This window comes from Alteromonas sp. G4i13, assembly GCF_054960505.1.
The window spans coordinates 85,506-108,209 of the sequence record NZ_JBHNYX010000016.1 but is presented as its reverse complement, the minus strand read 5'-3'; the positions used below and the strand labels follow the sequence as shown (position 1 = coordinate 108,209).

Below are 22,704 nucleotides of genomic sequence, written 5' to 3'. Positions count from 1 at the left end.
TGTACTCTAGTCCAAATTACCTTTTGTGAAGGTGGCACCTTCCTACCGCCTCTTACCACCAGTGCAATAGATGATTCCGTCGCTTCATCTTCAAAATTCTGCCTGTCGTCGATATTAAGGATTTATTACAACTTTAGTATTGTGCGAGCGAATCTTTTTGTGATTTACTCAGCCTTCAAGCACCGCGTGCTTTTCATCTCTAATAATAATAAGTCTGATCAGACAATCTGGCGTTTAGCAGTACCCCAACAACAGAAAGAAGATATTGTATTTCAACGCGTTTTTGATTCACGAAATACAAAACTACACACTTCGAAAAGTAAAATTTAAAAGAATTCAGGAACAACACAATGCAACAGGCAAAATTTAACGCTTCTGCTTTCAAGCTTTCCCTCATTGCTTCTGCAATTGCAGGAATGGCTTTTTCTTCTTCGTCAGTGCTTGCACAGGAGCAAGCTTCTGTTGATGAGCAAGATGTTGAGCAAATCCAAATTGTAGGTTCACGTCGCGTTGGTCGCACCATCAATGACTCCCCTGTACCTATCGACATTATCGATGCTTCATCTATAGAAGCAACGGGGCTCACTGAAACCAACATGATCTTAAACCAGTTACTGCCTAGCTTTAACTTCCCTCAGCCATCTATTACCGATGGCACCGACCACGTACGACCAGCGCAGCTGCGTGGTTTAGCACCAGACCACACGCTGGTATTAGTTAATGGTAAGCGTCGTCATACCTCTGCGCTTCTTAATTTAAATGGTTCGGTGGGGCGTGGCTCTTCAGCGGTAGATTTAAACGCTATCCCGGCTAATGCGATTAAGCGTATTGAGGTGTTGCGTGACGGTGCTGCGGCTCAGTACGGCTCAGACGCCATTGCCGGTGTTATTAATATTGTTTTGAAAGATGCTGCCGAAGGCGGTGAAGTGTCGGCAACGTATGGTGCTAACGTTACAACAATGGACGGTGTGCCTAACCTTGAAGGTGTGAGTGTTGGCGCTGACGGTAATTTAGCATTCGCTGAAGGAAGCGACAGAGACGTAACCGATGGACAAACCTTTACCCTTCGCGGCAACGTAGGCTTCGAATGGGGAGACGACGGCTTTGTTAACGTATCAGGTGAATACCGCGACCGTGGACAGGCGAACCGTTCGGACTACGACCAGCGAGAAAACTATGCGCGAGACGCGGACGGCAACCTAGACCCTCGTGAGCTTACGGTCAACCGCTACAATCACGTTTACGGAAATGGTGAGGTGGAAGATTACGCCTTGTTCATAAACGCGGGCAAAGCCCTTACTGATAGCGTTGAGTTTTATACTACCGCAGGCTACAGCACTCGTGATTCGGTAGGCGGAGGCTTTTACCGTCGAGCTCAAGATTCACGAAACGTAGTTGAAATTTATCCAGACGGATTCCTACCTTCTATTCAAACTGACATAACCGATATGTCGCTGCTTGCTGGTATTAAGGGCTATGGCGATGTTTGGAATTACGACTTGTCCGTAACACATGGTGGTAATGAGCTTGAGTATGGTGTTATCAACACCCTAAACACGTCTTTAGGTCCAACGAGTCAAACTGAGTTTGACGCGGGTACGCTAGAATACAACACCACAATTGTGAATGCTGACGCGTCACGTTTGGTAGATACCGGGTATTTCTACAGCGAAATGAACTTCGCCATGGGCGCAGAATATCGTCATGAGAGCTATGAAATAACTGCAGGTGAAGAAGGGTCTTACATACAAGGTACGTTTGGACCTGGCGGCGTGGTGACTGACCCGGTAGACGGCCCGTTTGGTGCTGCTGGTTCGCAAGTATTCCCAGGCTTTACACCAGAATCTGCAGGTGAAAACAGCCGTCATAACTATAGCTTCTATGTGGATGTAGAAGCTGACGTTGTAGAAAACTGGAACGTAGCAGTGGCAGGGCGCTATGAAGATTATTCTGACTTCGGCAGCACGTTTAATTGGAAAATGTCTCACCGTGTAACCCTGAGTGATGCATTTGCACTTCGAGCGTCAGTATCAACCGGCTTTAGAGCACCATCGCTACAACAGCAATTCTTCACCTCAATCGCGACGGTATTTGTTGATGGCGAGCCAACTGAAACGGGGACATTTGCGCCGTCAAGTGATGTTGCGCAAGCGCTGGGCAGCCCAGGTCTTGATGCAGAAGAATCGAATAACTACAGTGCAGGTTTTACCTACTCGCCAACTGCTGATTTCAACCTGACAGTAGACTTTTATCGCATTGATATCGACGATCGTATCGTGCTGTCTAACAACCTATCAGGTGAGGGTATAGAAGCACTACTTGCGGGTACGGGAGCTAATCAGGCTCGATTCTTCTTAAATGCGATAGATTCGCGTACGGAAGGTGTTGATATCGTTTCTACCTATACGCTTAATACGTCAGATTATGGTGCGTTTAACTTTAACGCTGGTGCTAACTTTAACGATAACGAGGTAACAAATGTTATCGATGCACCTGATGTGTTGCAAAATGCAGGCTTCGACCAGGCTAACTTGTTCGATGATGTTGAACTACGTCGCTTCGAAACGGCTTCGCCTGACAGCAAACTTAACTTAGGTGTTACGTGGAATTATGACCGCTACACAACAACCTTACGCACTACTCGTTATGGTGAAGTGGAAGACCCATCGTCAGTTGAAGCACGCAATGAAATCATTCCGTCAGAGTGGATCACAGACCTAGACGTTCGCATTGCGTTAACAGAAGGACTTACCGTTTCTGTTGGTGCTAACAATCTGTTTGATGTGTACCCAGAAACAACCCGTGAACTTGTGGATGATGTAACCACGTTCTCGCGCTTATTCCCGTATTCAGGCTTTTCGCCTTACGGTTTTACAGGCCGTTTTGTTTACGGAAAAGTCTCGTATAGCTTCTAATTAGCACCGGTTCTTGAGTGCTGAAAGCCAGTTGATTAATACGCAACTGGCTTTTTTTGTACCTGTTACTTAGTCATTTTTCTCAAAGGTAACTACACAGCGATGTTCGTTTAAAAGCGCAAAGTCTTCTTTGGGAATAAAAGCGTCGTAATCACGTTGCAGCTTAACTTGTGCTTCCTTGCGAATTTTACTGCGGCGTATAGCCGTTACGAAATTGCGCATTTCATGGTGAGTAGATAACTCTAGCTCAGGGACTGAAACAGGTGTGCCGCTATCATCTTTGGCAACCATGGTAAAAAAGCTGTTATTGGTATGTTTGACCTCGTTGGTTTTTATATTTTCCGTAGTGACTTTTATCCCTACTACCAAGGATGTGTTTCCGACATAATGAACGGTAGCGTCGAGGTGAAGTAAGTCACCCACTTCAACAGGCTGTAAAAACTCGACGCCATCAACAGTAACGGTTACACAATAGGCTCCTGCGTGTTTACTTGCGCAGGCATAGGCGACTTTATCCATTAACGATAAAATGACACCTCCATGCACCTTACCGCCAAAATTAGCAAAAGATGGCACCATTAATTCAGTCAGTCTTGTTCTTGAAAAAGCGACATTACGTGCAGTCATAAACAACCTTTAATCTTAAGCCCTTGAAAAGCGCCGAATAAGCGTTCATATCAGTATTAGATTTACCCTACCACAAATTTTAAGGAATGGTTTTGTCACAAACGCATTTTTATCAACCAAAAGAAGGTCATGGCTTGGCTCACGATCCGTTTAACGCAATCATCGCACCGCGCCCAATCGGATGGATCTCTACAAAATCAAAAACGGGAGTGTTAAACCTTGCTCCTTACAGTTTTTTCAATGCGTTGAACTACACGCCGCCAATTATCGGATTTTCAGTAGTAGGCAGTAAGAAAGATTCACTGGTAAACGTACAGGAAACGGGTGAGTTTTGCTGGAATCTTGTATCAGAAGATTTGATTGATGCAATGAACACGACAAGTAAACCTCTGGCACCTGAAGAAAGTGAATTTGACCATGCAGGGCTTCAAACTGTAGAAAGTGAAGTGGTAAGCGTTCCCCGCGTAAAAGCGAGTAAGGTGAGCATGGAATGTAAGCTAACTGATGTGGTACAGCTTAAGACCGCCTCAGGTGAGGAGGTGAATAGCTGGTTTATCATGGGTGAAGTAGTGGGTGTACATATTGATAAGTCACTCATAGAGAACGGCGTTTACAGCACGCTGAAAAGTGCGCCAGTTACCCGTGGTGGCGGACGAGGCGATTATTACACTATTTCCCGAGATAACTTTTTCGAAATGCTAAGACCAGAGGGATAGAGCTGGCGATGCTATCTCGATAGATTATTGAGGTCTTCTTGTAAGGCCTCTATTTGTTCTAGTACGGCTAAAAATCTATTTCCAAACTCTGTTACTTGGTATTCAACCCGAGGCGGGAGCTCGTGATACACCGTTTTTTTCAGAATACCAAATTCCGTGTTCTTCTTCAGGCATTGATTTAATACTTTGGTGCTTAGTCCGTCTACAGTACGCACCATTTCACCGGGGCGGTTAATGCCATTTGCCAAGAGTTGGTAAACGGTAAGCGACCATTTACAGCCGTAAATCGTCTCTACCATGCGCGCGCTTTCTTGAGGTGGTATTTTTCGCTCGATTTGTTTTTCCTTAAAATTCATAAAGATGTACCTAAAAGTACTTACTGAACCAAATTATACTTACTATTCATGGAGTTATCTAAGGCGTAAGGTTATCACGAATTGAAAACAGTGAGGGAATTTTAAATGTCACTTTTAAATGATTTTTGTGAAAACCGTAACGCGTTAATTGTAGGCGGTTCAAGCGGTATAGGTCTTGCCACCGCTAAGTTATTGGCGAATGAAGGTGTTAACGTTGTGCTTGTGGGCAAGAATGGTTCCAAACTGGAAGAAGCAGTGAAAGCGGTAAGTACATTCACAAATGTTTCAACCATTAGCATAAACGCTGTCCAAGTTGACTTATATAAGCCTGCAGACGTACAAAAATTAATAAAGTACGTAGAAGATGCAGCTGTACCTTTTCATTACTTAATAAATGCTGCAGGGTATTTTAACCCTAAGCCATTTTTACAGCATACATGCGAAGATTATGATGTTTATCATGATTTGAATAAAAGCCTATTTTTTATCACCCAAGCGGTAGCCAAAAGAATGTCTCAGCACAGTGTTGGCAGTATTGTTAATGTTGGTTCTATGTGGGCTAAGCAGGCCGTTAAGGCGACTCCTTCGTCTGCTTACTCCATGGCAAAAGCAGCGCTGCATTCACTTACTCAGCATCTGGCCATGGAACTTGCCGACGATGGCATACGTGTAAATGCAGTATCGCCAGCGGTAGTTAAAACACCTATTTACAATGCGTTCGTTCCAGAAGAGCAAACCGATGAAGTATTGGAAGGTTTCAATGCGTTTCATCCGATAGGACGTATAGGAACTCCAGAAGACGTGGCACATGGCATCCTTTATCTGTTATCAGAAAGAGCTAATTGGACTACCGGTACCGTATTAGATATTGATGGTGGTGTAATGGCAGGTAGGAACTAATAAATAGGACGTATCATTATCTTGCTTTGTCTTCATTCTAATAACACGAAGCGAGATGATGTATACGTTTATTCGGTAACAATTGCTTGCTCTAAATAAAACGAGATTATCAATGATGCTTAATATGAACTTTGATGAACGCCTAGCGATTAATACGCAAATGCAAGAGTGGCAGGCGTCACCGTCTTCTACGGTATGGCGTAAACCCTTAGAGCGTGAAGCAAAAGAGTCTGGTCATACAACTAGCGTCGTGAAGTACGAAGCTGGCGCGAGCTTTAAGCAGCATAGTCATCCTTATGGTGAAGAAATTTTGGTGCTTGAAGGTGTGTTTTCCGATGAACACGGTGATTACCCTGCAGGTACTTACTTGCGTAACCCGCCAGGCAGTAAACATAGCCCTTTCAGTAAAGAAGGCTGTGTGATTCTGGTTAAGCTGAATCAGTTTGATAAGCGCGATTTGAGTGAAGTACGCGTAAATACAAATAAAGCACAATGGCTGCAAGGGCAGGGCGGTTTACAAGTGATGCCGCTCCACAACTTTGAGCATGAACATGTGGCGCTAGTTAAGTGGCCCGTGGGAGAGGTATTTAAGCCTCACAAGCATTTCGGAGGTGAAGAAATTTTTGTGCTATCGGGTACATTTAAAGACGAACATGGTGCATACCCAAAAGGCACATGGTTGCGCAATCCTCATATGAGTCAGCATCATCCTTACGTGGATGAGGAAACAATAATATGGGTGAAGACAGGGCATTTGCCAGTAGCGTTGTAGGCCGCCACTTCATTTGTTGCAGGTAAATCAAAACCAGTGTTTTACTTGCGGTCAATTGCTACAAACGGAAAAGGCTAACCCGAGGTTAGCCTTTCTTTTTGTTTAATCTCACTAGATTAAAGTTAGCCCGGTAACACCTAACTTTAAAACACTAACCTAGTAAAAGCCGGACTTAATCCCAAATACCCTCTTCTGACTTACCCTGTATTTCACAGTCGCCCGCTTTGTATTCCATGTTTGCGCCGGTGTCTTTTTTCTTAAAGTAGTCTTTGCTGATAGACACAATGGTAGGGGTCATCCATACAATAGCAATGATGTTTATCACCGTCATTAGGCCCAACGCCATATCGGCCATGGCCCATACCTGAGGTAGGGCTGCCTGTGCGCCCCAGTAAATCATGCCTAAATAACCAATAGTGTAAACTGCACGGCCTATTTTATTATCTAGCTTGAACATGTGCAGATTACTCTCGCCATAGGCATAGTTTGCCACTACAGACGTGAATGCAAATAAGCTGATGGCGGCAGCCACAAAATCAGTACCGCCTTCGCCTAGGTGACTGCTCATCGCATCTTGGGTTAGGCGTATGCCTTCCATTTGATCAGAGCTTGAACCGCCAGCAAGTAAAATGATGAAGGCAGTAGACGTACATAGCACGAGTGTATCTAAGAAAACGCCTAGCATCTGAATGTAACCCTGTGATACGGGGTGATTAGGGTTTGGCACAGCACTCGCCGCAGCGTGCGGTACAGAGCCGCTGCCTGCTTCGTTTGAATAAAGCCCGCGCTGAATACCATTTTTAATGGCCGCACCGAGTGCACCAGCGCCAGCTTCCTGCAAGCCAAATGCTGATTTAACGATATCGAGCAGCATGGCTGGCAGTTCGGAAATATTAATGAAGGTAATAGCCAAAGCCACAAGCACGTAGCCTATTCCCATAAATGGCACCACAAACTCGGCAAAGCGCGCAATGCTTTTAAGGCCTCCCACGACGATTAAGGCTGCCAGTGCAATAATGGCTAGGCCTACATATTCCGTGGGGAATGAGTATGCATTGTTTAATGCATCGGTAATAGTATTGGCTTGAACGGCGCTAAAGACAAAGCCGTAGCCAAAGAACAAACATAGAGAAAATGCGACTGCAAGCCAGGTTTTGTTCAAACCCTGCTTGATGTAATAAGCGGGACCGCCACGGAACTCGCCGTTTTCGTCACGGACTTTATATAGCTGACCTAGTACACTTTCGGCAAAGCCAGTGGCCATACCTAAAAGGGCAATCATCCACATCCAAAAAATAGCGCCAGCACCGCCTAGAGATATAGCAACCGCGACGCCAGCTAAGTTACCCGTGCCTACGCGAGCCGATAAGCTGGTACATAAAGCTTGGAATGAACTGATCCCATCCTTAGTAGAAGTGTTACTGCCCTTTAGTAGGCTGAACATATGGCCGAAGTGCCTAAGCTGCACACCGCCAAGTTTAACGGTAAACCAGATACCACATGCAAGCAGCATAATGATAAGTACCTGACCGTCTCCCCAAAGAATATTGTTAACTAATGAAACGAATTCGTTTATCACGCACTTTCCTTCGTTATTGTTTTAATTATTGCTCGGCGTGTAGAAATGAACTGAACATGACAGGTGCGTTGTCAGAACAAACGCTTCGGCTTAAGCAAACTTTTATTTGCTAAACCTTGGAATAAGCCGAGCTATATCGATAAAAAACCAATACTAGCACGACAATTAAATGATTGGACAATGAAAACGTACTGAAACTATGACGTTTTATGCTCGCATATAGCAAATTTATTCATTCATGGGGGAGAAGAACACATTTGCTGAACAATACGAGAGTACAAACAAAAAAACCGCTCAAAAGAGCGGCTTTTTCAAGAATATGGCTGGGGTAACAGGACTCGAACCTATGAATGGCGGGATCAAAACCCGCTGCCTTACCAACTTGGCTATACCCCAATATTGGTGCGGAAGGAGAGACTTGAACTCTCACGCCGTGAAGCACTGGAACCTAAATCCAGCGTGTCTACCAATTCCACCACTTCCGCAATGTAGACTTCCAATTAAGGAATAAGTAAAAGTTGGTGGCTACGGCGAGATTCGAACTTGCGACCCCATCATTATGAGTGATGTGCTCTAACCAACTGAGCTACGTAGCCTAAACTTTTATCTTCAATAAAAAGCCGCTCGATGAGCGGCTTCTCAAGAATTTGGCTGGGGTAACAGGACTCGAACCTATGAATGGCGGGATCAAAACCCGCTGCCTTACCAACTTGGCTATACCCCAAATGGTGCGGAAGGAGAGACTTGAACTCTCACGCCGTGAAGCACTGGAACCTAAATCCAGCGTGTCTACCAATTCCACCACTTCCGCGTAGACGCTAGCTATAATAGTCATTCAAAAAGAATGGCTGGGGTAACAGGACTCGAACCTATGAATGGCGGGATCAAAACCCGCTGCCTTACCAACTTGGCTATACCCCAGTCGTGGTGCGGAAGGAGAGACTTGAACTCTCACGCCGTGAAGCACTGGAACCTAAATCCAGCGTGTCTACCAATTCCACCACTTCCGCGCAGCTAGACTTTCCTAAAAGAGATAAGTGAGAATTGGTGGCTACGGCGAGATTCGAACTTGCGACCCCATCATTATGAGTGATGTGCTCTAACCAACTGAGCTACGTAGCCTTGCTATTCTCTTCCCTCTCAGGAAGTGGCGCGTATTATGCGTATATGACTGGCAACCGTCAACCCCTTTTTTACTAACTTTTTTTAAATGCTCATTAAGTGTGCGCATTAGGGCGAAATACGCGCAAAAAGCCGTGAAATTGAACAACTTGCACGAAAAAAGTTAGCTATTTACCACGCTTTGTTACTGGTTTTTGTTTGGTAATAACATACGTCAATAGGGCGCGGGCCATACGTATTGTCATGAAAAAACGGGTTATCTAAGTTTCTTCCTGTGTTTGCCCGTTTTTTATATTCTTCATGATGCGGCGTTTGTAAGAAATAAGGTGCCGCGTTGTTTGCATGCACAAAAGCCTGCTTAATTTTGCTTTCTTGCGTTATATCATCTAGAACGCCACCTCTGTCCATATTTCCTCGCGGCAACTTTTGAAGCACATCCATACCGTGCAGTACGCGACCAACGACCGACATATTTCTGTCTAAGTGTCGTGGTGCTTGCCCAATCACAATATAAAACTCCGTACTGGCTGTATCTTTCTCGCTATTGCGAGCAAACGCCACAACACCTGGGCAGTGAAGCCCCCACATTTCTTTTCGGCTTTTATCAATGCCTACTGGAAAGCCATCTAAAAATCCGGTGTTAGGCGCAAACATATCCTGATTCTCAACCACGTTTACATTGCTATTAAGCGGTTGCGTAAATTCAGCGTTAATAGGTTTAAGCAGATTCGGCGGAAATTGTGATGCGTCATGCGTATCGTTGCTGCCTGCCTGTGCCACAAACCCGTCTACTACACGATAAAATGCTTGTTCGTTATAAAAGCCTGCGTCTATTAAACTTTTAAACCTGGCCACATGTTTTGGTGCAAGGGTAGGGTGAAGCGCAATAACTACATCGCCATATGCAGTTTTAAACGTCACAGTATTACTCTGAGGAACTTGATACCAACTGGCAGTGTTACTTGCTAATGCTGGTGCCTTTTCAACAGCATCGCTACTGATTTGTGAATTCACTGGATTAGTTTGAGGTTCACTGGCAAAAGAAAAATTAGCCAGGCTTAACAAGCACAACGCTTTAATTGAGGTTCTTAAAACAGAAAATCGTTTGGCGTGCTGTGATTTGCTGCAAGTTAAAGGGCGTGAAGCGCAAAGCTGATTAATAGTCATTACAAAAGCCGTTAGTTTTTTACTAGTTATATCAGGCCTATGTGCGCTTCACAATTATTCGCTAGAAACAAAAAAGCCACCTTGCGGTGGCTTTAGTAAACAGTGCTAATTTCTACAATAGAAATTACACGTTAAAGCGGAAGTGAATAACGTCACCGTCTTTAACAATATAGTCTTTACCTTCTAAACGCCATTTACCCGCGTCTTTCGCACCTTGCTCGCCGTTGAACTCAACAAAGTGTTCGTAGCCTACGATTTCAGCGCGAATAAAGCCTTTTTCGAAGTCGGTGTGAATTTTACCTGCCGCTTGTGGTGCAGTTGAGCCTTCAGGGAAGGTCCACGCACGTACTTCTTTTACGCCTGCAGTAAAATAGGTTTGTAGCGTAAGCAGGCTGTAACCCGCACGAATTACGCGGTTAAGACCTGGTTCTTCTAGACCCATGTCTTGCATAAACTCTTCGCGTTCGTCGTCTTCAAGCTCAGCAATATCAGATTCGATTGCCGCGCATACTGCAACTACAGTCGCATTCTCGCCTGCTGCAATTTCTTTAACCTGATCAAGGTACGGGTTGTTTTCAAAACCGTCTTCATTCACGTTGGCAATGTACATGGTTGGCTTAAGGGTAAGCATGTTCATGTAGCTGATTGCCGCAAGCTCTTCTTTAGTCAGTTCAAGTGAACGTAGTAACAAGCCTTCGTCTAGGTGCGGCTTAATCTTTTCAAGCACTTTCATTTCGTACTTAGCTTCAGCATCGCCACCTTTTGCGCGCTTAGCAACACGGTGAAGTGCTTTTTCTGTTGTTTCTAAGTCAGCAAGTGCAAGCTCGGTGTTGATAACATCGATATCGTCTTTAGGGCTAACGCGACCTGCAACGTGAACAATGTTCTCATCATCAAAACAGCGTACTACGTGACCAATAGCGTCAGTCTCACGGATGTTAGCAAGGAATTTGTTTCCTAAACCTTCACCTTTAGAGGCACCTTCAACCAAGCCAGCAATATCTACGAATTCCATGGTAGTAGGAATAACGCGCTGAGGTTTTACGATTTCAGCCAACTTGTCCAAACGAAGATCTGGCACAGGAACAACACCTGTGTTTGGCTCGATAGTACAAAACGGGAAGTTTGCCGCTTCAATACCTGCTTTAGTTAATGCATTGAAAAGTGTTGATTTACCTACGTTTGGTAGGCCAACAATACCGCATTTAAAACCCATGGTATGGATCCTTAGTTTGGAAAAGTGATAACTGGCTAGGTTTACCCTTTGTGCGAGTGTAACCTGTTTTGTGCTTGCTTAAGGTCTTCTTTCAGCAAAATTTCTGTACAACGTACCGCTTCATCGATGGCACTTTCAATGGCTGCTTTTTCTTCTGCTGGTGGTTTTCCAAGAACATGGCCGGTAACGCGGCTTTTATGACCTGGATGACCAATACCTATGCGCAAACGCAAAAAATTCTTGTTGTTACCCATTTTAGCCACAATGTCACGTACGCCATTTTGACTAGAGCTTCCGCCCACTTTGTATTTTGCAACACCTGGGGGTAAATCTAACTCGTCAAACGCTACTAATATTTGTTCTGGTTCTATGCGGTAAAAGTTAGCCAGTGCTGCTACGGCTTGTCCACTTTTATTCATAAAGGTAGTGGGGTAGAGCAAACGGATATCTTTGCCTGCAACTGTAATGCGAGCAGTTTTACCGAAGAATTTGGTTTCTGGTTTTAGCGGGGCGTTGTAGGTGTCGGCTAGTTGGTTGAGAAACCATTCACCGGCATTGTGTCGGGTATTTTCATATTCGGGGCCTGGATTACCCAGACCCACGATAAGGCGGATATCAGCCAAGAGGATTATTCCTCAGAAGCTGCTTCTTCGCCGTCTTCTTCTGCGTCAGCCGCTTTAGGAGCAGGCTTAACAGTTACAACCGCTAGGTCGTGAGCTTCGTCGTTCTTCGCAAGTTCTACTGAAGAAACGCCAGCTGGAAGAGTTAGGTCAGAAAGGTGTAGCGTTTGACCCATTTCAACACCAGCCATATCTACTTCGATGAACTCAGGAAGGTTCTTAGGTAGACAAGTAACTTCGATTTCAGTTACGTGGTGCTCAGCAATACCGCCAGCTTTAACAGCTGCAGATTTTTCTTCATTTACGAAGTGAAGTGGTACGTTAGTGTGAACGTCTTGACCAGCGATTACACGTTGGAAGTCAATGTGTGTGATCTTTGGCTTGAACGGGTGACGTTGCATATCTTTAACTAGAACTTCAACAACTTTACCGTCAAGGTTAATCTCAAGAACGTGAGAATAAAACGCTTCAAAGTCAGCAGAGTTGTTTACTTTGTTATGATCTAGTGTGATAGAAACTGGTGCTTCTTCACCACCGTAGATGATACCAGGAAGCTTGTCTTCGCGACGTAGGCGGCGGCTCGCACCTTTCCCTAGGTCTGTACGAACAGAAGCGTCTAGTTTGAAATTTGCTTCAGACATTGTCTGTCTCCAAAAATATAAGTCTAATGATGTGGATTTTTGCGACCAAAACCCACGGTAAAATGATGTGAATTACGTTTAAAAATAACTTTTTATGCGCAATAAAACACCAGCCCAAAATTCAAGGGCGGCGAATTCTAACACCACCTACCAAAACATACAATTACAAAGGCAGATAAAATATCCAACCAAGCTAATGCAAGTATTTGCGTTACTCACAATAAAAGAAGCGCACCTTGGCGCGCTTCTATCATATTTATAGAAAAAAGCACTTTGCTAAGACTAACTTGACCGTTAATGTCTCTTTCCTATGGCTTCACAAGGTCAACAGGCCTTGGGAACATAGCAACTTTTTACACAAGCGTTTACTTCGTCAGCACCACTCTGTAATGGGCTTTACCTTCTCTTAATCGCGCAATTGCCTCATTTACGTCATCAAACTTGAAGGTTTCGGTCACAGGTTCAATATTGTGGTGTGCAGCGAAATCTAGCATGGTCTTAATGGTCGCGGGGCTTCCCACTGGCGAACCTGACACACTTTTCTGACCACCAATTAAGTTAAACGCACCAATATCTAGAGGTTCAAGGGTGGCGCCTACAAAGTGAAGCCGGCCTTTCGGAGCCAATGTCGATAGGTACAAGTTCCAGTCAAGCTTTACATTTACGGTTGAAATAATTAAGTCAAACCGACCGCGCGCTTTTTTAATCTCATCTTCATCACGGCTATTAATTGTATCTGATGCACCTAGCTCTAGCGCTTCCTTCTTCTTAGATTCGCTTGAAGTGAACGCTACTACCTTACATCCCCATGCATTTAAAAACTGCAGGGCAAGATGACCCAGGCCGCCAATACCAACTACACCCACTTCACTGGTAGGACTAATACCAAACTGGACTAATGGGTTGAAGACGGTAATACCGCCGCAAAAAAGAGGGCCTGCCTTTGTGCTATCGATAGCATCGGGAAGGGGAATAACGGCACGTGCTTGGGCGCGCACTTTATCTGCAAATCCACCGTGACGACCACCTATGGTCATCGTAGCATCGGCACACAGGTTATGATCGCCTTCTTCGCAGGTTCTACAACTATTACAGTAGCCTGAATGCCAGCCTAAACCGACACGCTGTCCCACCTTAAGTGACGTTACATGTTCACCTATTTGGCTAATTGTGCCGACAACCTCGTGACCAGGCACAAAGGGATATTCTGTCATGCCCCATTCATTATCGAGCATGCTTAGGTCGCTGTGGCAGATACCACAGCTTTCAACGTCTATTTCAACGTCATGTGAGCCCAGCTTACCGGGGTCGTATTGAAACTTTTCCAGTTTTCCACCCGCTTCTTTAGCGGCATATGCATTTATCATCAATAACCGTCCTTTTAAGTGTTGCAGTGCAACATTCACGCGTACGCAAAAATTCTATAATTGCTAAATCGCTAGCTTAATTACCTTTATAAGTAATTTGCTACACGCAAAGCTATATTCTCGATCATTGTGTTTGCAGGTTATCAATGACTTTACTGGTATCGAGTACTTTAACGCTTGATACTTGAAGTACCGTACCGAATTGCGTAAAGGTCATCATATCAGGTTTAGGCGTACCTTTAACTTCCACAACAAGGCCGTTCTTTTGATAAGTTTCATCTAAACCATGTAGCGTATAGCGATCGCCGTTTTCAGCAATAAAAGCATAAAAACCGCCTTCGAGATCTTTATAAATAATACTGCCCTTCATGGTGACTTCACCTTTTGCATTATCTTCTACGGCTTCAGCCTGAGTAACTGGTTCGGCTACCAGTTCCTTGGGCATAGACGCCTTATCGTTAGCTTGAACTGTGGAAGATTTGTCTTTCATTTCAGTTCCTTGTTTCTCAAGATCTGCTTGTTTCACTGAGTCGTCATCTCCAGAGCAGCCTGCTGTATTTAAAAGGGCAGCAATTACTGCAACAAGGCATAGTGTTTTTGTTTTCATTTTATGTCCTTAATATTAGTTTTAACGCACAACAATTCTTAACGTTAAACCTAAAATTGATGAAAAGAAAGTCACATTAACGAGTCGGAAAACGGCAATAAAGTATATTTAAGGCCTAAACGGAATGTGTTTGGCTTGATGTACTGTTCTTATTTTTAAGGTGATGTTCGCTTTCAAAGAAAAAAGAAAGGTAAAAAAAGAGCCGGCGCCACTTACATGGGCCAGCTCTTTGGTAGGAGTAACAATATTTAAATTTTAGTATTCAAACATTGCTGAAATAGACTCTTCGTTGCTGATGCGACGAATAGTTTCTGCAAGCATCTCAGATAAAGTAAGCTGTTTTACTTTTCCAATTTGCTTCATCTCTGCACTTAATGGGATAGAGTCGGTAACGATAATTTCGTCAATAACAGACTCTTTAAGATTGTTTGCAGCGTTGCCTGAAAAGATAGCGTGAGTCGCGTAAGCATAAACACGGCGCGCGCCATGTGCTTTAAGTGCTTCGGCTGCTTTTGCAAGCGTACCGCCTGTATCAATCATGTCATCGACAATGATGCAGTCTCTGTCTTTTACATCACCAATGATGTTCATTACCTGAGCCACGTTCGCTTTAGGGCGACGCTTATCGATAATGGCAAGGTCGGTGTCGTTAAGTAGTTTCGCAGTAGCACGTGCACGTACAACACCGCCAATGTCAGGAGAAACGACTACAGGGTCGGCAAAATCACGTCTTACCATGTCAGCAAGAAGGATAGGAGTACCGAATGCGTTATCCACCGGAACATCAAAGAAACCTTGAATCTGTTCGGCGTGTAGGTCGATAGTAAGTACGCGGTCAACACCAACGTTAGACAGGAAGTCAGCCACTACTTTCGCAGTAATTGGCACCCTAGCTGAACGAACACGACGGTCTTGGCGTGCATAACCAAAGTAAGGAATTACTGCTGTAATACGACCAGCTGATGCGCGACGTAGTGCGTCGATCATCACAATAAGTTCCATAAGGTTATCGTTAGTAGGCGCACACGTAGACTGGATAATAAAAACGTCCGAGCCACGGACGTTTTCATGAATTTCTACGCTGATTTCACCGTCACTGAAACGGCCAACTTTGGCATTTCCAAGTTTGGTGTAGAGGCGATCGGCAACTTTCTGGGCAAGTTCTGGTACGGCATTACCTGCAAAGAGCTTCATATCTGGCACAAGTGGTTCCTCAGTGCGTTGATAAAAGAGGTTTGGCTGGGGTAGCAGGACTCGAACCTACGGATGGCGGGATCAAAACCCGCTGCCTTACCAACTTGGCTATACCCCAATTTTTAAGTTCTTGTCCGATGTGGCGTACACGCTATCTTTGTTGTTCTAATTTGTCTAATAGTGGTGAGCGATTCACACCTTTTGCGACAAAACTCTGCCAAGTTTCAGGCATTTGAGCCCTAACTTGTTCGGCTAAAGTGTAGTCAGAAAAAGTGGCAAACACGCATGCACCTGTGCCCGTCATTCGCGACGGTGCGTAGTGTACCAACCACTGTAATAATTTTGCAACTTCAGGATAGCGATTCGCGACTAATTGCTGACAATCATTCCAAGTTTTTTCAAATTTATAGTCTTCCCAACGTATCGCAGGTGTATTTCTGGGCAAATCCGGCGAGGTGAACACTTCTGCTGTACTGACATGAACATTTGGGTTCGCTACAAGAAAATACTGTTCTTTTTGGGGAGCTGGCGTTATGTCTTCTCCAACGCCTCCTGCAAATGCTGTTAGACCTCGCACAAAAATAGGTACGTCAGCGCCTAAAGATAGCCCGAGCTCAGCCAGTTCATCTTCACTTAGCCCTGTGTTCCAAAGGTGATTAAGCGCCACTAACGTGGTGGCTGCATTCGAAGAACCCCCGCCAATGCCGCCCCCCATAGGAAGGCGCTTGTCTAACGAAATAACGGCACCTTTATCACATTTTGTTTTTGTTGCCAGCAGTCGCGCTGCTTTTACAATTAAATTGTCATCGTCTGGCACACCATCAAGAGGTGTTTCCATGCGAATCGTTGTGTCGTCTGTACTTATGTCAAAGGCGAGTGCATCGCCGTAATCTAGCATTTGAAACAGACTTTGAAGCTGGTGATAGCCGTTGTCGTAGCGGCCAAGAATATGTAAAAAAAGATTCAGTTTAGCGGGGGAAGGCCACCAATCTTTATGTTCTGAAACAGATGAGTTCACTACAGAGTCCACTGATAAATTTTAATTTTAAGCTGAGTATTAGGCATGTCCGGCGTTTCATTCTGGGTAAGCGTTATGCTGTGAGGCAACCATACAGATGTGCCATCATCTAGTTCAACACTACCGTAATTACCATAAGCAACTTGCCAATTGCGGCAACCTCGGCAATAGCTTTCAAGGGTATTAACCAACCCTTTTTCAGTTAGGGTGAATTTATCACCGTCTAGCGGTAAGCCTTTTACCCAAGACAATAGTGATTCCACCGGAATGACCATTCCCGTAATCTGATAAATAAGTGGTTCTGGTAGAGCATCTACATACGTTTCACCGTCAGCCTCTAATACCGACTGCTGCTGGGTAACGTTAAGGTTAACCAGACTTACCCCTAGAAAATTGGTTAATCGAAAATCAAAATCACCGGAATCGTTTTTCCAGACTAAATTAAGGCTGGCCGCTTCCTTTCCTTGGCGAAATGCAATTTTTCCGCGCATTTGCCACTGATGTACTTCAGCAACTTTTTCAAGTTGGGCCGTGAGGTTTACCGCGTTTTCTGGGCCTTTGGGAGCGGTTGTGCATGCGCTCAGTACGAAGCAGAGAAACAACAGTAGGGAAATAAAGCGAATCATTAAGGCGCGTTACCTGTATAAAAATAAAACACATTTAATTGTGACATTATGGGAACACAGTTTCACCAACACTTTCAATCATTTTGGGTTTTTCGTACAATGCCGCTCCGACGTTGCCAGCACAGATTTTAATGACTTTACTCGCCCTCGGTATTAACCACAAAACAGCATCAGTAGCACTTCGCGAAAAAGTGGCCTTTACACCAGATTCTCTGGTGGAAGCGCTTGCGAGTTTAAAAAAGCTGGAAGGCGTAGATGAGTCTGTCATTGTATCGACCTGTAACCGCACTGAGCTATACGTTAATACTCAAGACGACACAGGCCAAAAGCTTTTACAATGGTTAAGTGATTTCCATCACTTGGATGTAGAAGAGATTGCCAATAACAGCTATGTGCTCGCGCAGGATGAAGCGGTAAAGCACATTATGCGTGTAGCCAGCGGACTTGATTCACTGATTTTGGGAGAACCTCAAATCTTAGGTCAGGTGAAGCAGGCGTTTGGTGATGCAAAACACTCAGGTATGGTGAGCAGCGAATTTGATAAGCTGTTTCAACATACGTTTTCGGTGGCGAAGCGAGTTCGCAGTGAAACAGATATAGGTGCAAACGCGGTAAGCGTGGCTTATGCAGCCGTTCAGTTGGCCAAGCATATATTCGCTGAACTACCAAAACGTTCAGTGTTATTAGTGGGAGCTGGCGAAACCATTGAACTTGTGGCTCAGCATTTGAAAGAGCAGGGCGTGAGCTGTTTGGCGGTGGCGAATAGAACCGTAGCGCGAGCAGAAGCCTTAGCTGAAACACTAGATGCAAGTGTGTTTACCTTATCGCAGGTGCCAGAGCACTTAAAAGACTTTGATATCGTGATAAGCTCTACCGCTAGCCAACTGCCCTTAATTGGCAAGGGTATGGTGGAGAAAGCCCTTAAGCAGCGCAAAAACATGCCGATGTTTTTGGTTGACCTTGCAGTACCACGAGATATCGAATCAGAGGTTAACGAGCTAGGCGATGCCTATCTTTATACCGTTGATGATTTGCAGCATATTGTTCAGAAGAATTTAGAAAACCGCGAGCAAGCAGCAAAAGAAGCGGAAAAGCTCATCGACAAACAAGCTGGCGACTACATGACGTGGAAGCAGTCGCAGCAATCGATAGATTTAGTAAGACAGTATCGCCAGAAAGGCATGGCACAGCGTGACGATATTGTGGAAAAAGCCAAAGCGCAATTAGCGGAAGGTAAAAATGCCGAAACGGTATTAGAAGAAATGGCGTATAAATTAACCAATACGCTATTGCACCCAACAACCTTAGCGTTACGCGAGGCTGCCATGCACGATGACCCGGCATTGAGCCGATGGATGGGACAGGCATTAGATTTATCTGACTTTTCGTCAGACGATAATAAATAAGGTAATAAGAAGCATATGAAAGAGTCGGTAGTTAGGAAACTCGAACACTTAGTCGAGCGTTTCGAAGAAGTTCAGGCGTTGTTAGGCGACCCTGGAGTTATCGGCGATCAAGATAAGTTTCGCAACTTGTCAAAAGAGTTTAGTCAGCTAGAAGATGTAGTGGCAGGCTTTAATGCTTATCAGCAAGCACAAGAAAACTTGGCTTCAGCGCAGGAAATGTTGAACGAAGATGACGCTGAAATGCGCGAGATGGCACAGGAAGAGATGAAAGATGCCAAGGCGGAAATTGAACGCCTTGAAACTGAACTTCAGGTGCTACTCCTGCCAAAAGATCCTAACGATGATAACAACTGTTTCTTGGAAATTCGCGCTGGTGCGGGTGGTGACGAAGCGGCAATATTCGCAGGTGACTTGTTCCGCATGTACAGCCGTTATGCCGAAAGTCGTGGCTGGCGTGTAGAGTTGGTTAACGCCAATGAAGGCGAGCATGGCGGTTATAAAGAAGTCATTGCGAATGTTAGCGGCGATGGCGTGTACGGCGTATTGAAATTCGAGTCGGGCGGTCACCGCGTACAGCGTGTACCAGAAACCGAATCACAAGGCCGTATCCATACCTCGGCATGTACTGTGGCGGTATTACCAGAAATTCCAGAGTCGCAGGCAATTGAAATTAACCCTGCAGAGCTTCGCATCGATACCTTCCGTGCATCAGGTGCGGGTGGTCAGCACGTTAACAAAACCGACTCGGCTATTCGTATTACTCACTTGCCAACAGGCTTGGTAGTGGAATGTCAGGACGAGCGTTCACAGCACAAAAACCGTGCGAAAGCGATGTCGGTACTTCAAGCGCGCTTAAATCAGATTGAAGAAGAAAAGCGTGCAGCAGAAGAGGCTTCTACTCGTAAGAGCCTAGTCGGTAGCGGTGACCGCTCTGAGCGAATTCGTACTTATAACTTCCCGCAGGGACGTGTAACCGACCACCGTATCAACCTGACTATTTATCGTTTAGACGAAGTGGTGGAAGGTGACCTTAAGCAGCTTATCGACCCAATTTTGCAAGAGCATCAGGCCGATCTACTGGCCTCTCTGTCTGACGAATAACGCTTTCTTGTTACACAAACTGTTTATAGAAAAACAATGCGCATAGACAACGCCTTAACATGGGCTGCTGAACAACTAGAGGGTGGGGAGTCACCCTCTATTGATGCCAAAGTCATGTTGGCGAACATTCTAGGTAAGTCACAAACTTACCTATTCACATGGCCTGATAAAACCTTGGATGCCGCCCAAAAAGCGCAGTTTGAAGCGGATGTGGCCAAGCGTAAACGGGGTGAGCCCGTGGCGTATATTATCGGCAAGCGTGATTTCTGGACCCTGTCACTGTTTACCTCGCCAGATACATTAATTCCACGACCGGATACAGAAGTATTGGTTGAGCAGGTGTTCAATTGGGCAAATCAACAATCCTCTGCATCCTTATCTATCTGTGATTTGGGAACAGGTACGGGCGCCATTGCGCTGGCATTAGCGAGCGAACTGCCAGAAGCATCCGTTACTGGCGTAGACTACCAAGAGGGGGCGGTGAAGCTTGCTACCCGCAATGCTCAAGCTAATAGCATAGCCAATGCGCATTTTGTGCAAAGTGACTGGTTTAGTGCGCTGGCAGGTCAAACCTTCGACATTATTGTTTCAAACCCACCTTACATAGAAGAATCCAGTCCATACCTTAATGAGGGCGACGTGCGTTTTGAACCTAAAACAGCATTAACCTCGGGCACTGACGGCCTAGACGACATAAAACACATCATCAATAGCGCGCCGCAATATCTCAATAAAGGTGCCTTACTTGCATTCGAACACGGCTTTGACCAAGGGGTTGCGGTCAACGCTTTGCTCGTAGATGCGGGATTTGTAGACGTCAAAACTGTTAAAGACTACGGCGACAATGACCGTGTAACGCTAGGACAGTGGCAGTAGTTTTCAACTTCCAAAGAAATTATCTTTCCTGTAGTTATCAAAATTTAATTGCAAACTTGCTAATATTTTGTTTTACATTAGTATCTATTAAGCGGTTGTAAGACCTCAAAAAGCACTAAGTTAAACAATCTCTTACACTACAGGACGTACCAGATGAATGATGACTTTCTTTTCGCAGAAGATGACGATGAAAATGAAGTAGATGATCTGGGTAGCTGGAAAGTACTCATTGTTGATGATGAACCCGAAGTACACGCCGTTACCAAGCTGGCGCTAAATGACTTTAGTTTAAATGGCAAAACCCTTGAGTTTGTTAGTGCCTATAGCGGAGAGGAAGCGAAGGCCATTTTCAAAACCCATGATGATATCGCCGTTGTGTTACTTGATGTTGTTATGGAGACTGATGACGCCGGTCTTAAAGTGGCGGAGTATGTTCGTAACGAATTAGACAATCATTTCACGCGTATTATTTTGCGTACTGGACAACCTGGCCAAGCCCCTGAAAAAGATGTCATCATTAATTACGACATCAACGACTACAAGTCGAAAACCGAACTGACCGCGCAAAAACTTTTTACTGTTATCATTGCAGCGCTCCGCTCATATCGAGATATTATCGTTATCGAAGAAAATAGACGCGGCCTTGAAAAAATTATAGATGCGTCTGTGGATTTATTTTCCTCTCGTTCCCTCGAAAAGTTCATGCAGGGCATCATTCAACAGCTGGCGTCTATTCTGGGCTGTTCAAAGGATGCTGCTTACATTACTACAGCGGTGGCAACCACATCGCGTACTATTAATACCAGCAACAACAAACTGGGTGACGACGAACTATATGTTTTTGCTGGCAACGGTGAGTACGCCAGTAAGGAAGGGGTGCCTTTAAAAGACGCGATTAGCGCACAAGAATATGCCCTGTGCGCAAGAGCTATGCGCGATAAGCAAATTGTTTATGCAGAAGATCACGTTGTGGCTTATTGCAACAGTAAAAGCCACAATGGCGCACTCTTGTACTTGTCAGGATTACCGAGACGAATAGGGGAAAGTGATCGTCATCTGGTAAAACGCTTTTCAGACAGTGTTCAGCTTGCTTTTGACAACGTACTTAAAACCGTAGATGTTGAAGCGACGCAGAAAGAAATAATTGAGCGTTTAGGTCGAGCGTTAGAGCATGAGTCAAATGCATCAAATAATCTCACAAGAATGGTTGAAATGGCGCAACTGTTGGCAGAAAAGGTTGGGCTGAACGAGCAAGACATCCACGCATTACGCCTTGCCGTGCCACTCCATGATATTGGGACGTCTATAGTGCCTAAATCTATTTTGCACAAAACGACGCCGTTAACCGAAGAGGAAGTATTTAAAATACGTCAGCATGCTGAATTTGGTTACCAGATCTTGCGAGATTCAAGCCGGCCCACTATCCAACTTGCAGCAATGTTAGCAAAGCAACATCACGAACGCTGGGATGGAAAGGGATATCCAGACGGGCTTAAAGGCGAAGAAATTGATATAAAAAGCCGTATTGCCACGTTAGTTGATGTGTTTGATGCACTGTTAAACGCAAGGCCGTATAAGCCAGCGTGGACAATTGATAAGGTTGAAGCCGTATTGAAAGAGGAAAGTGGCAAGCACTTCGACCCTGATTTAGTTCAGTGTATGCTAAATGACCTTCCGGCCTTTATGGCAATTCAAGCTCAATTCCCTGACGCATAATGATTTATTTCTCCGTTATTTACGTACTGTAATACGTTACAATAACAGCCTCTAAACAGGCGCCATAATTAAAACGAAGGCAGGTGCTACATGCACCTGTTTTTTTGAGTCTGCTACTCGTATTCTGAGTCTGTTGAATTTTGCATTGCTGTAAAACTAAAT

General features: G+C 44.8%; 21 protein-coding genes and 9 tRNA genes. 9 read left to right on the top strand and 21 right to left on the bottom strand.

Features of this window, described 5'->3' with window-relative positions:
- Both ACFI6J_RS10110 and ACFI6J_RS10105 read left to right on the top strand, forming a co-directional pair.
- The coding region (locus tag ACFI6J_RS10110; protein WP_462558563.1) for a hypothetical protein at positions 1–330 on the top strand (330 nt) is incomplete at its 5' end.
- A gap of 20 nt (positions 331–350) precedes the next feature.
- Entirely contained in the window at positions 351–2,915 is a 2,565-nt protein-coding gene (locus ACFI6J_RS10105; protein WP_039225628.1) for a TonB-dependent receptor plug domain-containing protein, read from the top strand.
- A 69-nt stretch (positions 2,916–2,984) separates the two neighbouring features.
- Here ACFI6J_RS10105 and ACFI6J_RS10100 read toward each other — a convergent pair whose 3' ends face one another.
- Entirely contained in the window at positions 2,985–3,542 is a 558-nt protein-coding gene (locus ACFI6J_RS10100) for an acyl-CoA thioesterase (RefSeq protein ID WP_014976142.1), read from the bottom strand.
- Between the two features lie 92 nt (positions 3,543–3,634).
- Here ACFI6J_RS10100 and ACFI6J_RS10095 point away from each other — a divergent pair, with 92 nt between their 5' ends.
- Positions 3,635–4,258: a flavin reductase family protein gene (locus ACFI6J_RS10095; protein WP_014976143.1), complete on the top strand. Its 624-nt coding sequence runs from the start codon at positions 3,635–3,637 to the stop codon at positions 4,256–4,258.
- 11 nt (positions 4,259–4,269) lie between these two features.
- Here the strand turns inward: ACFI6J_RS10095 and ACFI6J_RS10090 are convergent, their stop codons facing one another.
- Complete coding sequence (locus tag ACFI6J_RS10090) at positions 4,270–4,614, bottom strand: winged helix-turn-helix transcriptional regulator (RefSeq protein WP_014976144.1); 345 nt, start codon at positions 4,612–4,614, stop codon at positions 4,270–4,272.
- Positions 4,615–4,719: 105 nt separating this feature from the next.
- On the opposite strand from ACFI6J_RS10090, the gene ACFI6J_RS10085 reads away from it, so the two are divergent.
- Both ACFI6J_RS10085 and ACFI6J_RS10080 read left to right on the top strand, forming a co-directional pair.
- Positions 4,720–5,514 carry an SDR family NAD(P)-dependent oxidoreductase gene (locus ACFI6J_RS10085; RefSeq protein WP_014976145.1) on the top strand — a complete coding sequence of 265 codons (795 nt, stop codon included), beginning with the start codon at positions 4,720–4,722 and terminating at the stop codon, positions 5,512–5,514.
- A gap of 115 nt (positions 5,515–5,629) precedes the next feature.
- Entirely contained in the window at positions 5,630–6,286 is a 657-nt protein-coding gene (locus ACFI6J_RS10080) for a cupin domain-containing protein (RefSeq protein ID WP_239246308.1), read from the top strand.
- A 172-nt stretch (positions 6,287–6,458) separates the two neighbouring features.
- Here the strand turns inward: ACFI6J_RS10080 and ACFI6J_RS10075 are convergent, their stop codons facing one another.
- The 19 genes from ACFI6J_RS10075 to lolB form a co-directional block, all read right to left on the bottom strand.
- Positions 6,459–7,865, bottom strand: coding sequence for an alanine/glycine:cation symporter family protein (locus ACFI6J_RS10075; protein WP_061485388.1), 1,407 nt, complete (start codon positions 7,863–7,865; stop codon positions 6,459–6,461).
- A gap of 320 nt (positions 7,866–8,185) precedes the next feature.
- Positions 8,186–8,261: transfer RNA gene (locus ACFI6J_RS10070), tRNA-Gln, on the bottom strand.
- A gap of 4 nt (positions 8,262–8,265) precedes the next feature.
- A tRNA-Leu gene (locus ACFI6J_RS10065) sits at positions 8,266–8,350 on the bottom strand.
- A 34-nt stretch (positions 8,351–8,384) separates the two neighbouring features.
- Positions 8,385–8,461: transfer RNA gene (locus tag ACFI6J_RS10060), tRNA-Met, on the bottom strand.
- A 52-nt stretch (positions 8,462–8,513) separates the two neighbouring features.
- Positions 8,514–8,589, bottom strand: a tRNA-Gln gene (locus ACFI6J_RS10055).
- Positions 8,590–8,591: 2 nt separating this feature from the next.
- A tRNA-Leu gene (locus ACFI6J_RS10050) sits at positions 8,592–8,676 on the bottom strand.
- A gap of 34 nt (positions 8,677–8,710) precedes the next feature.
- A tRNA-Gln gene (locus tag ACFI6J_RS10045) sits at positions 8,711–8,786 on the bottom strand.
- Between the two features lie 4 nt (positions 8,787–8,790).
- A tRNA-Leu gene (locus ACFI6J_RS10040) sits at positions 8,791–8,875 on the bottom strand.
- A 35-nt stretch (positions 8,876–8,910) separates the two neighbouring features.
- Positions 8,911–8,987 (bottom strand) — tRNA-Met (locus ACFI6J_RS10035).
- Positions 8,988–9,158: 171 nt separating this feature from the next.
- Entirely contained in the window at positions 9,159–10,154 is a 996-nt protein-coding gene (locus ACFI6J_RS10030; protein WP_275444899.1) for a peptidylprolyl isomerase, read from the bottom strand.
- Positions 10,155–10,278: 124 nt separating this feature from the next.
- Positions 10,279–11,370, bottom strand: a complete 1,092-nt coding sequence (ychF, locus tag ACFI6J_RS10025; RefSeq protein WP_014949009.1) for a redox-regulated ATPase YchF — start codon at positions 11,368–11,370, stop codon at positions 10,279–10,281.
- 41 nt (positions 11,371–11,411) lie between these two features.
- Complete coding sequence (gene pth / locus ACFI6J_RS10020) at positions 11,412–11,993, bottom strand: aminoacyl-tRNA hydrolase (RefSeq protein ID WP_014949010.1); 582 nt, start codon at positions 11,991–11,993, stop codon at positions 11,412–11,414.
- A 5-nt stretch (positions 11,994–11,998) separates the two neighbouring features.
- Positions 11,999–12,631, bottom strand: a complete 633-nt coding sequence (locus tag ACFI6J_RS10015) for a 50S ribosomal protein L25/general stress protein Ctc (protein WP_014976150.1) — start codon at positions 12,629–12,631, stop codon at positions 11,999–12,001.
- A gap of 365 nt (positions 12,632–12,996) precedes the next feature.
- Positions 12,997–13,998, bottom strand: coding sequence for an NADPH-dependent aldehyde reductase Ahr (gene ahr, locus ACFI6J_RS10010; RefSeq protein WP_014978887.1), 1,002 nt, complete (start codon positions 13,996–13,998; stop codon positions 12,997–12,999).
- A 124-nt stretch (positions 13,999–14,122) separates the two neighbouring features.
- A complete protein-coding gene (locus ACFI6J_RS10005) occupies positions 14,123–14,605 on the bottom strand; it encodes a hypothetical protein (RefSeq protein ID WP_061485392.1) in 483 nt (160 codons plus the stop codon).
- A gap of 255 nt (positions 14,606–14,860) precedes the next feature.
- A complete protein-coding gene (locus ACFI6J_RS10000) occupies positions 14,861–15,808 on the bottom strand; it encodes a ribose-phosphate pyrophosphokinase (protein ID WP_014949014.1) in 948 nt (315 codons plus the stop codon).
- A 33-nt stretch (positions 15,809–15,841) separates the two neighbouring features.
- Positions 15,842–15,917, bottom strand: a tRNA-Gln gene (locus ACFI6J_RS09995).
- A 33-nt stretch (positions 15,918–15,950) separates the two neighbouring features.
- A complete protein-coding gene (gene ispE / locus ACFI6J_RS09990) occupies positions 15,951–16,817 on the bottom strand; it encodes a 4-(cytidine 5'-diphospho)-2-C-methyl-D-erythritol kinase (RefSeq protein WP_321825277.1) in 867 nt (288 codons plus the stop codon).
- Positions 16,817–17,443 (bottom strand): lipoprotein insertase outer membrane protein LolB, encoded by a 627-nt coding sequence (lolB, locus tag ACFI6J_RS09985; RefSeq protein ID WP_131138404.1) that lies wholly within the window; start codon positions 17,441–17,443, stop codon positions 16,817–16,819. Before lolB ends, ispE begins: the two co-directional genes overlap by 1 nt.
- A gap of 131 nt (positions 17,444–17,574) precedes the next feature.
- Here lolB and hemA point away from each other — a divergent pair, with 131 nt between their 5' ends.
- From hemA to ACFI6J_RS09965, 4 genes are all read left to right on the top strand, one after another.
- Complete coding sequence (gene hemA / locus ACFI6J_RS09980; protein ID WP_462558439.1) at positions 17,575–18,849, top strand: glutamyl-tRNA reductase; 1,275 nt, start codon at positions 17,575–17,577, stop codon at positions 18,847–18,849.
- A 15-nt stretch (positions 18,850–18,864) separates the two neighbouring features.
- Positions 18,865–19,950 (top strand): peptide chain release factor 1, encoded by a 1,086-nt coding sequence (gene prfA, locus ACFI6J_RS09975; RefSeq protein WP_014949018.1) that lies wholly within the window; start codon positions 18,865–18,867, stop codon positions 19,948–19,950.
- Between the two features lie 36 nt (positions 19,951–19,986).
- Positions 19,987–20,826 (top strand): peptide chain release factor N(5)-glutamine methyltransferase, encoded by an 840-nt coding sequence (gene prmC, locus ACFI6J_RS09970; RefSeq protein ID WP_348671053.1) that lies wholly within the window; start codon positions 19,987–19,989, stop codon positions 20,824–20,826.
- 153 nt (positions 20,827–20,979) lie between these two features.
- Complete coding sequence (locus ACFI6J_RS09965) at positions 20,980–22,542, top strand: response regulator (RefSeq protein ID WP_014949020.1); 1,563 nt, start codon at positions 20,980–20,982, stop codon at positions 22,540–22,542.
- The last annotated feature ends 162 nt before the right edge of the window (positions 22,543–22,704 follow it).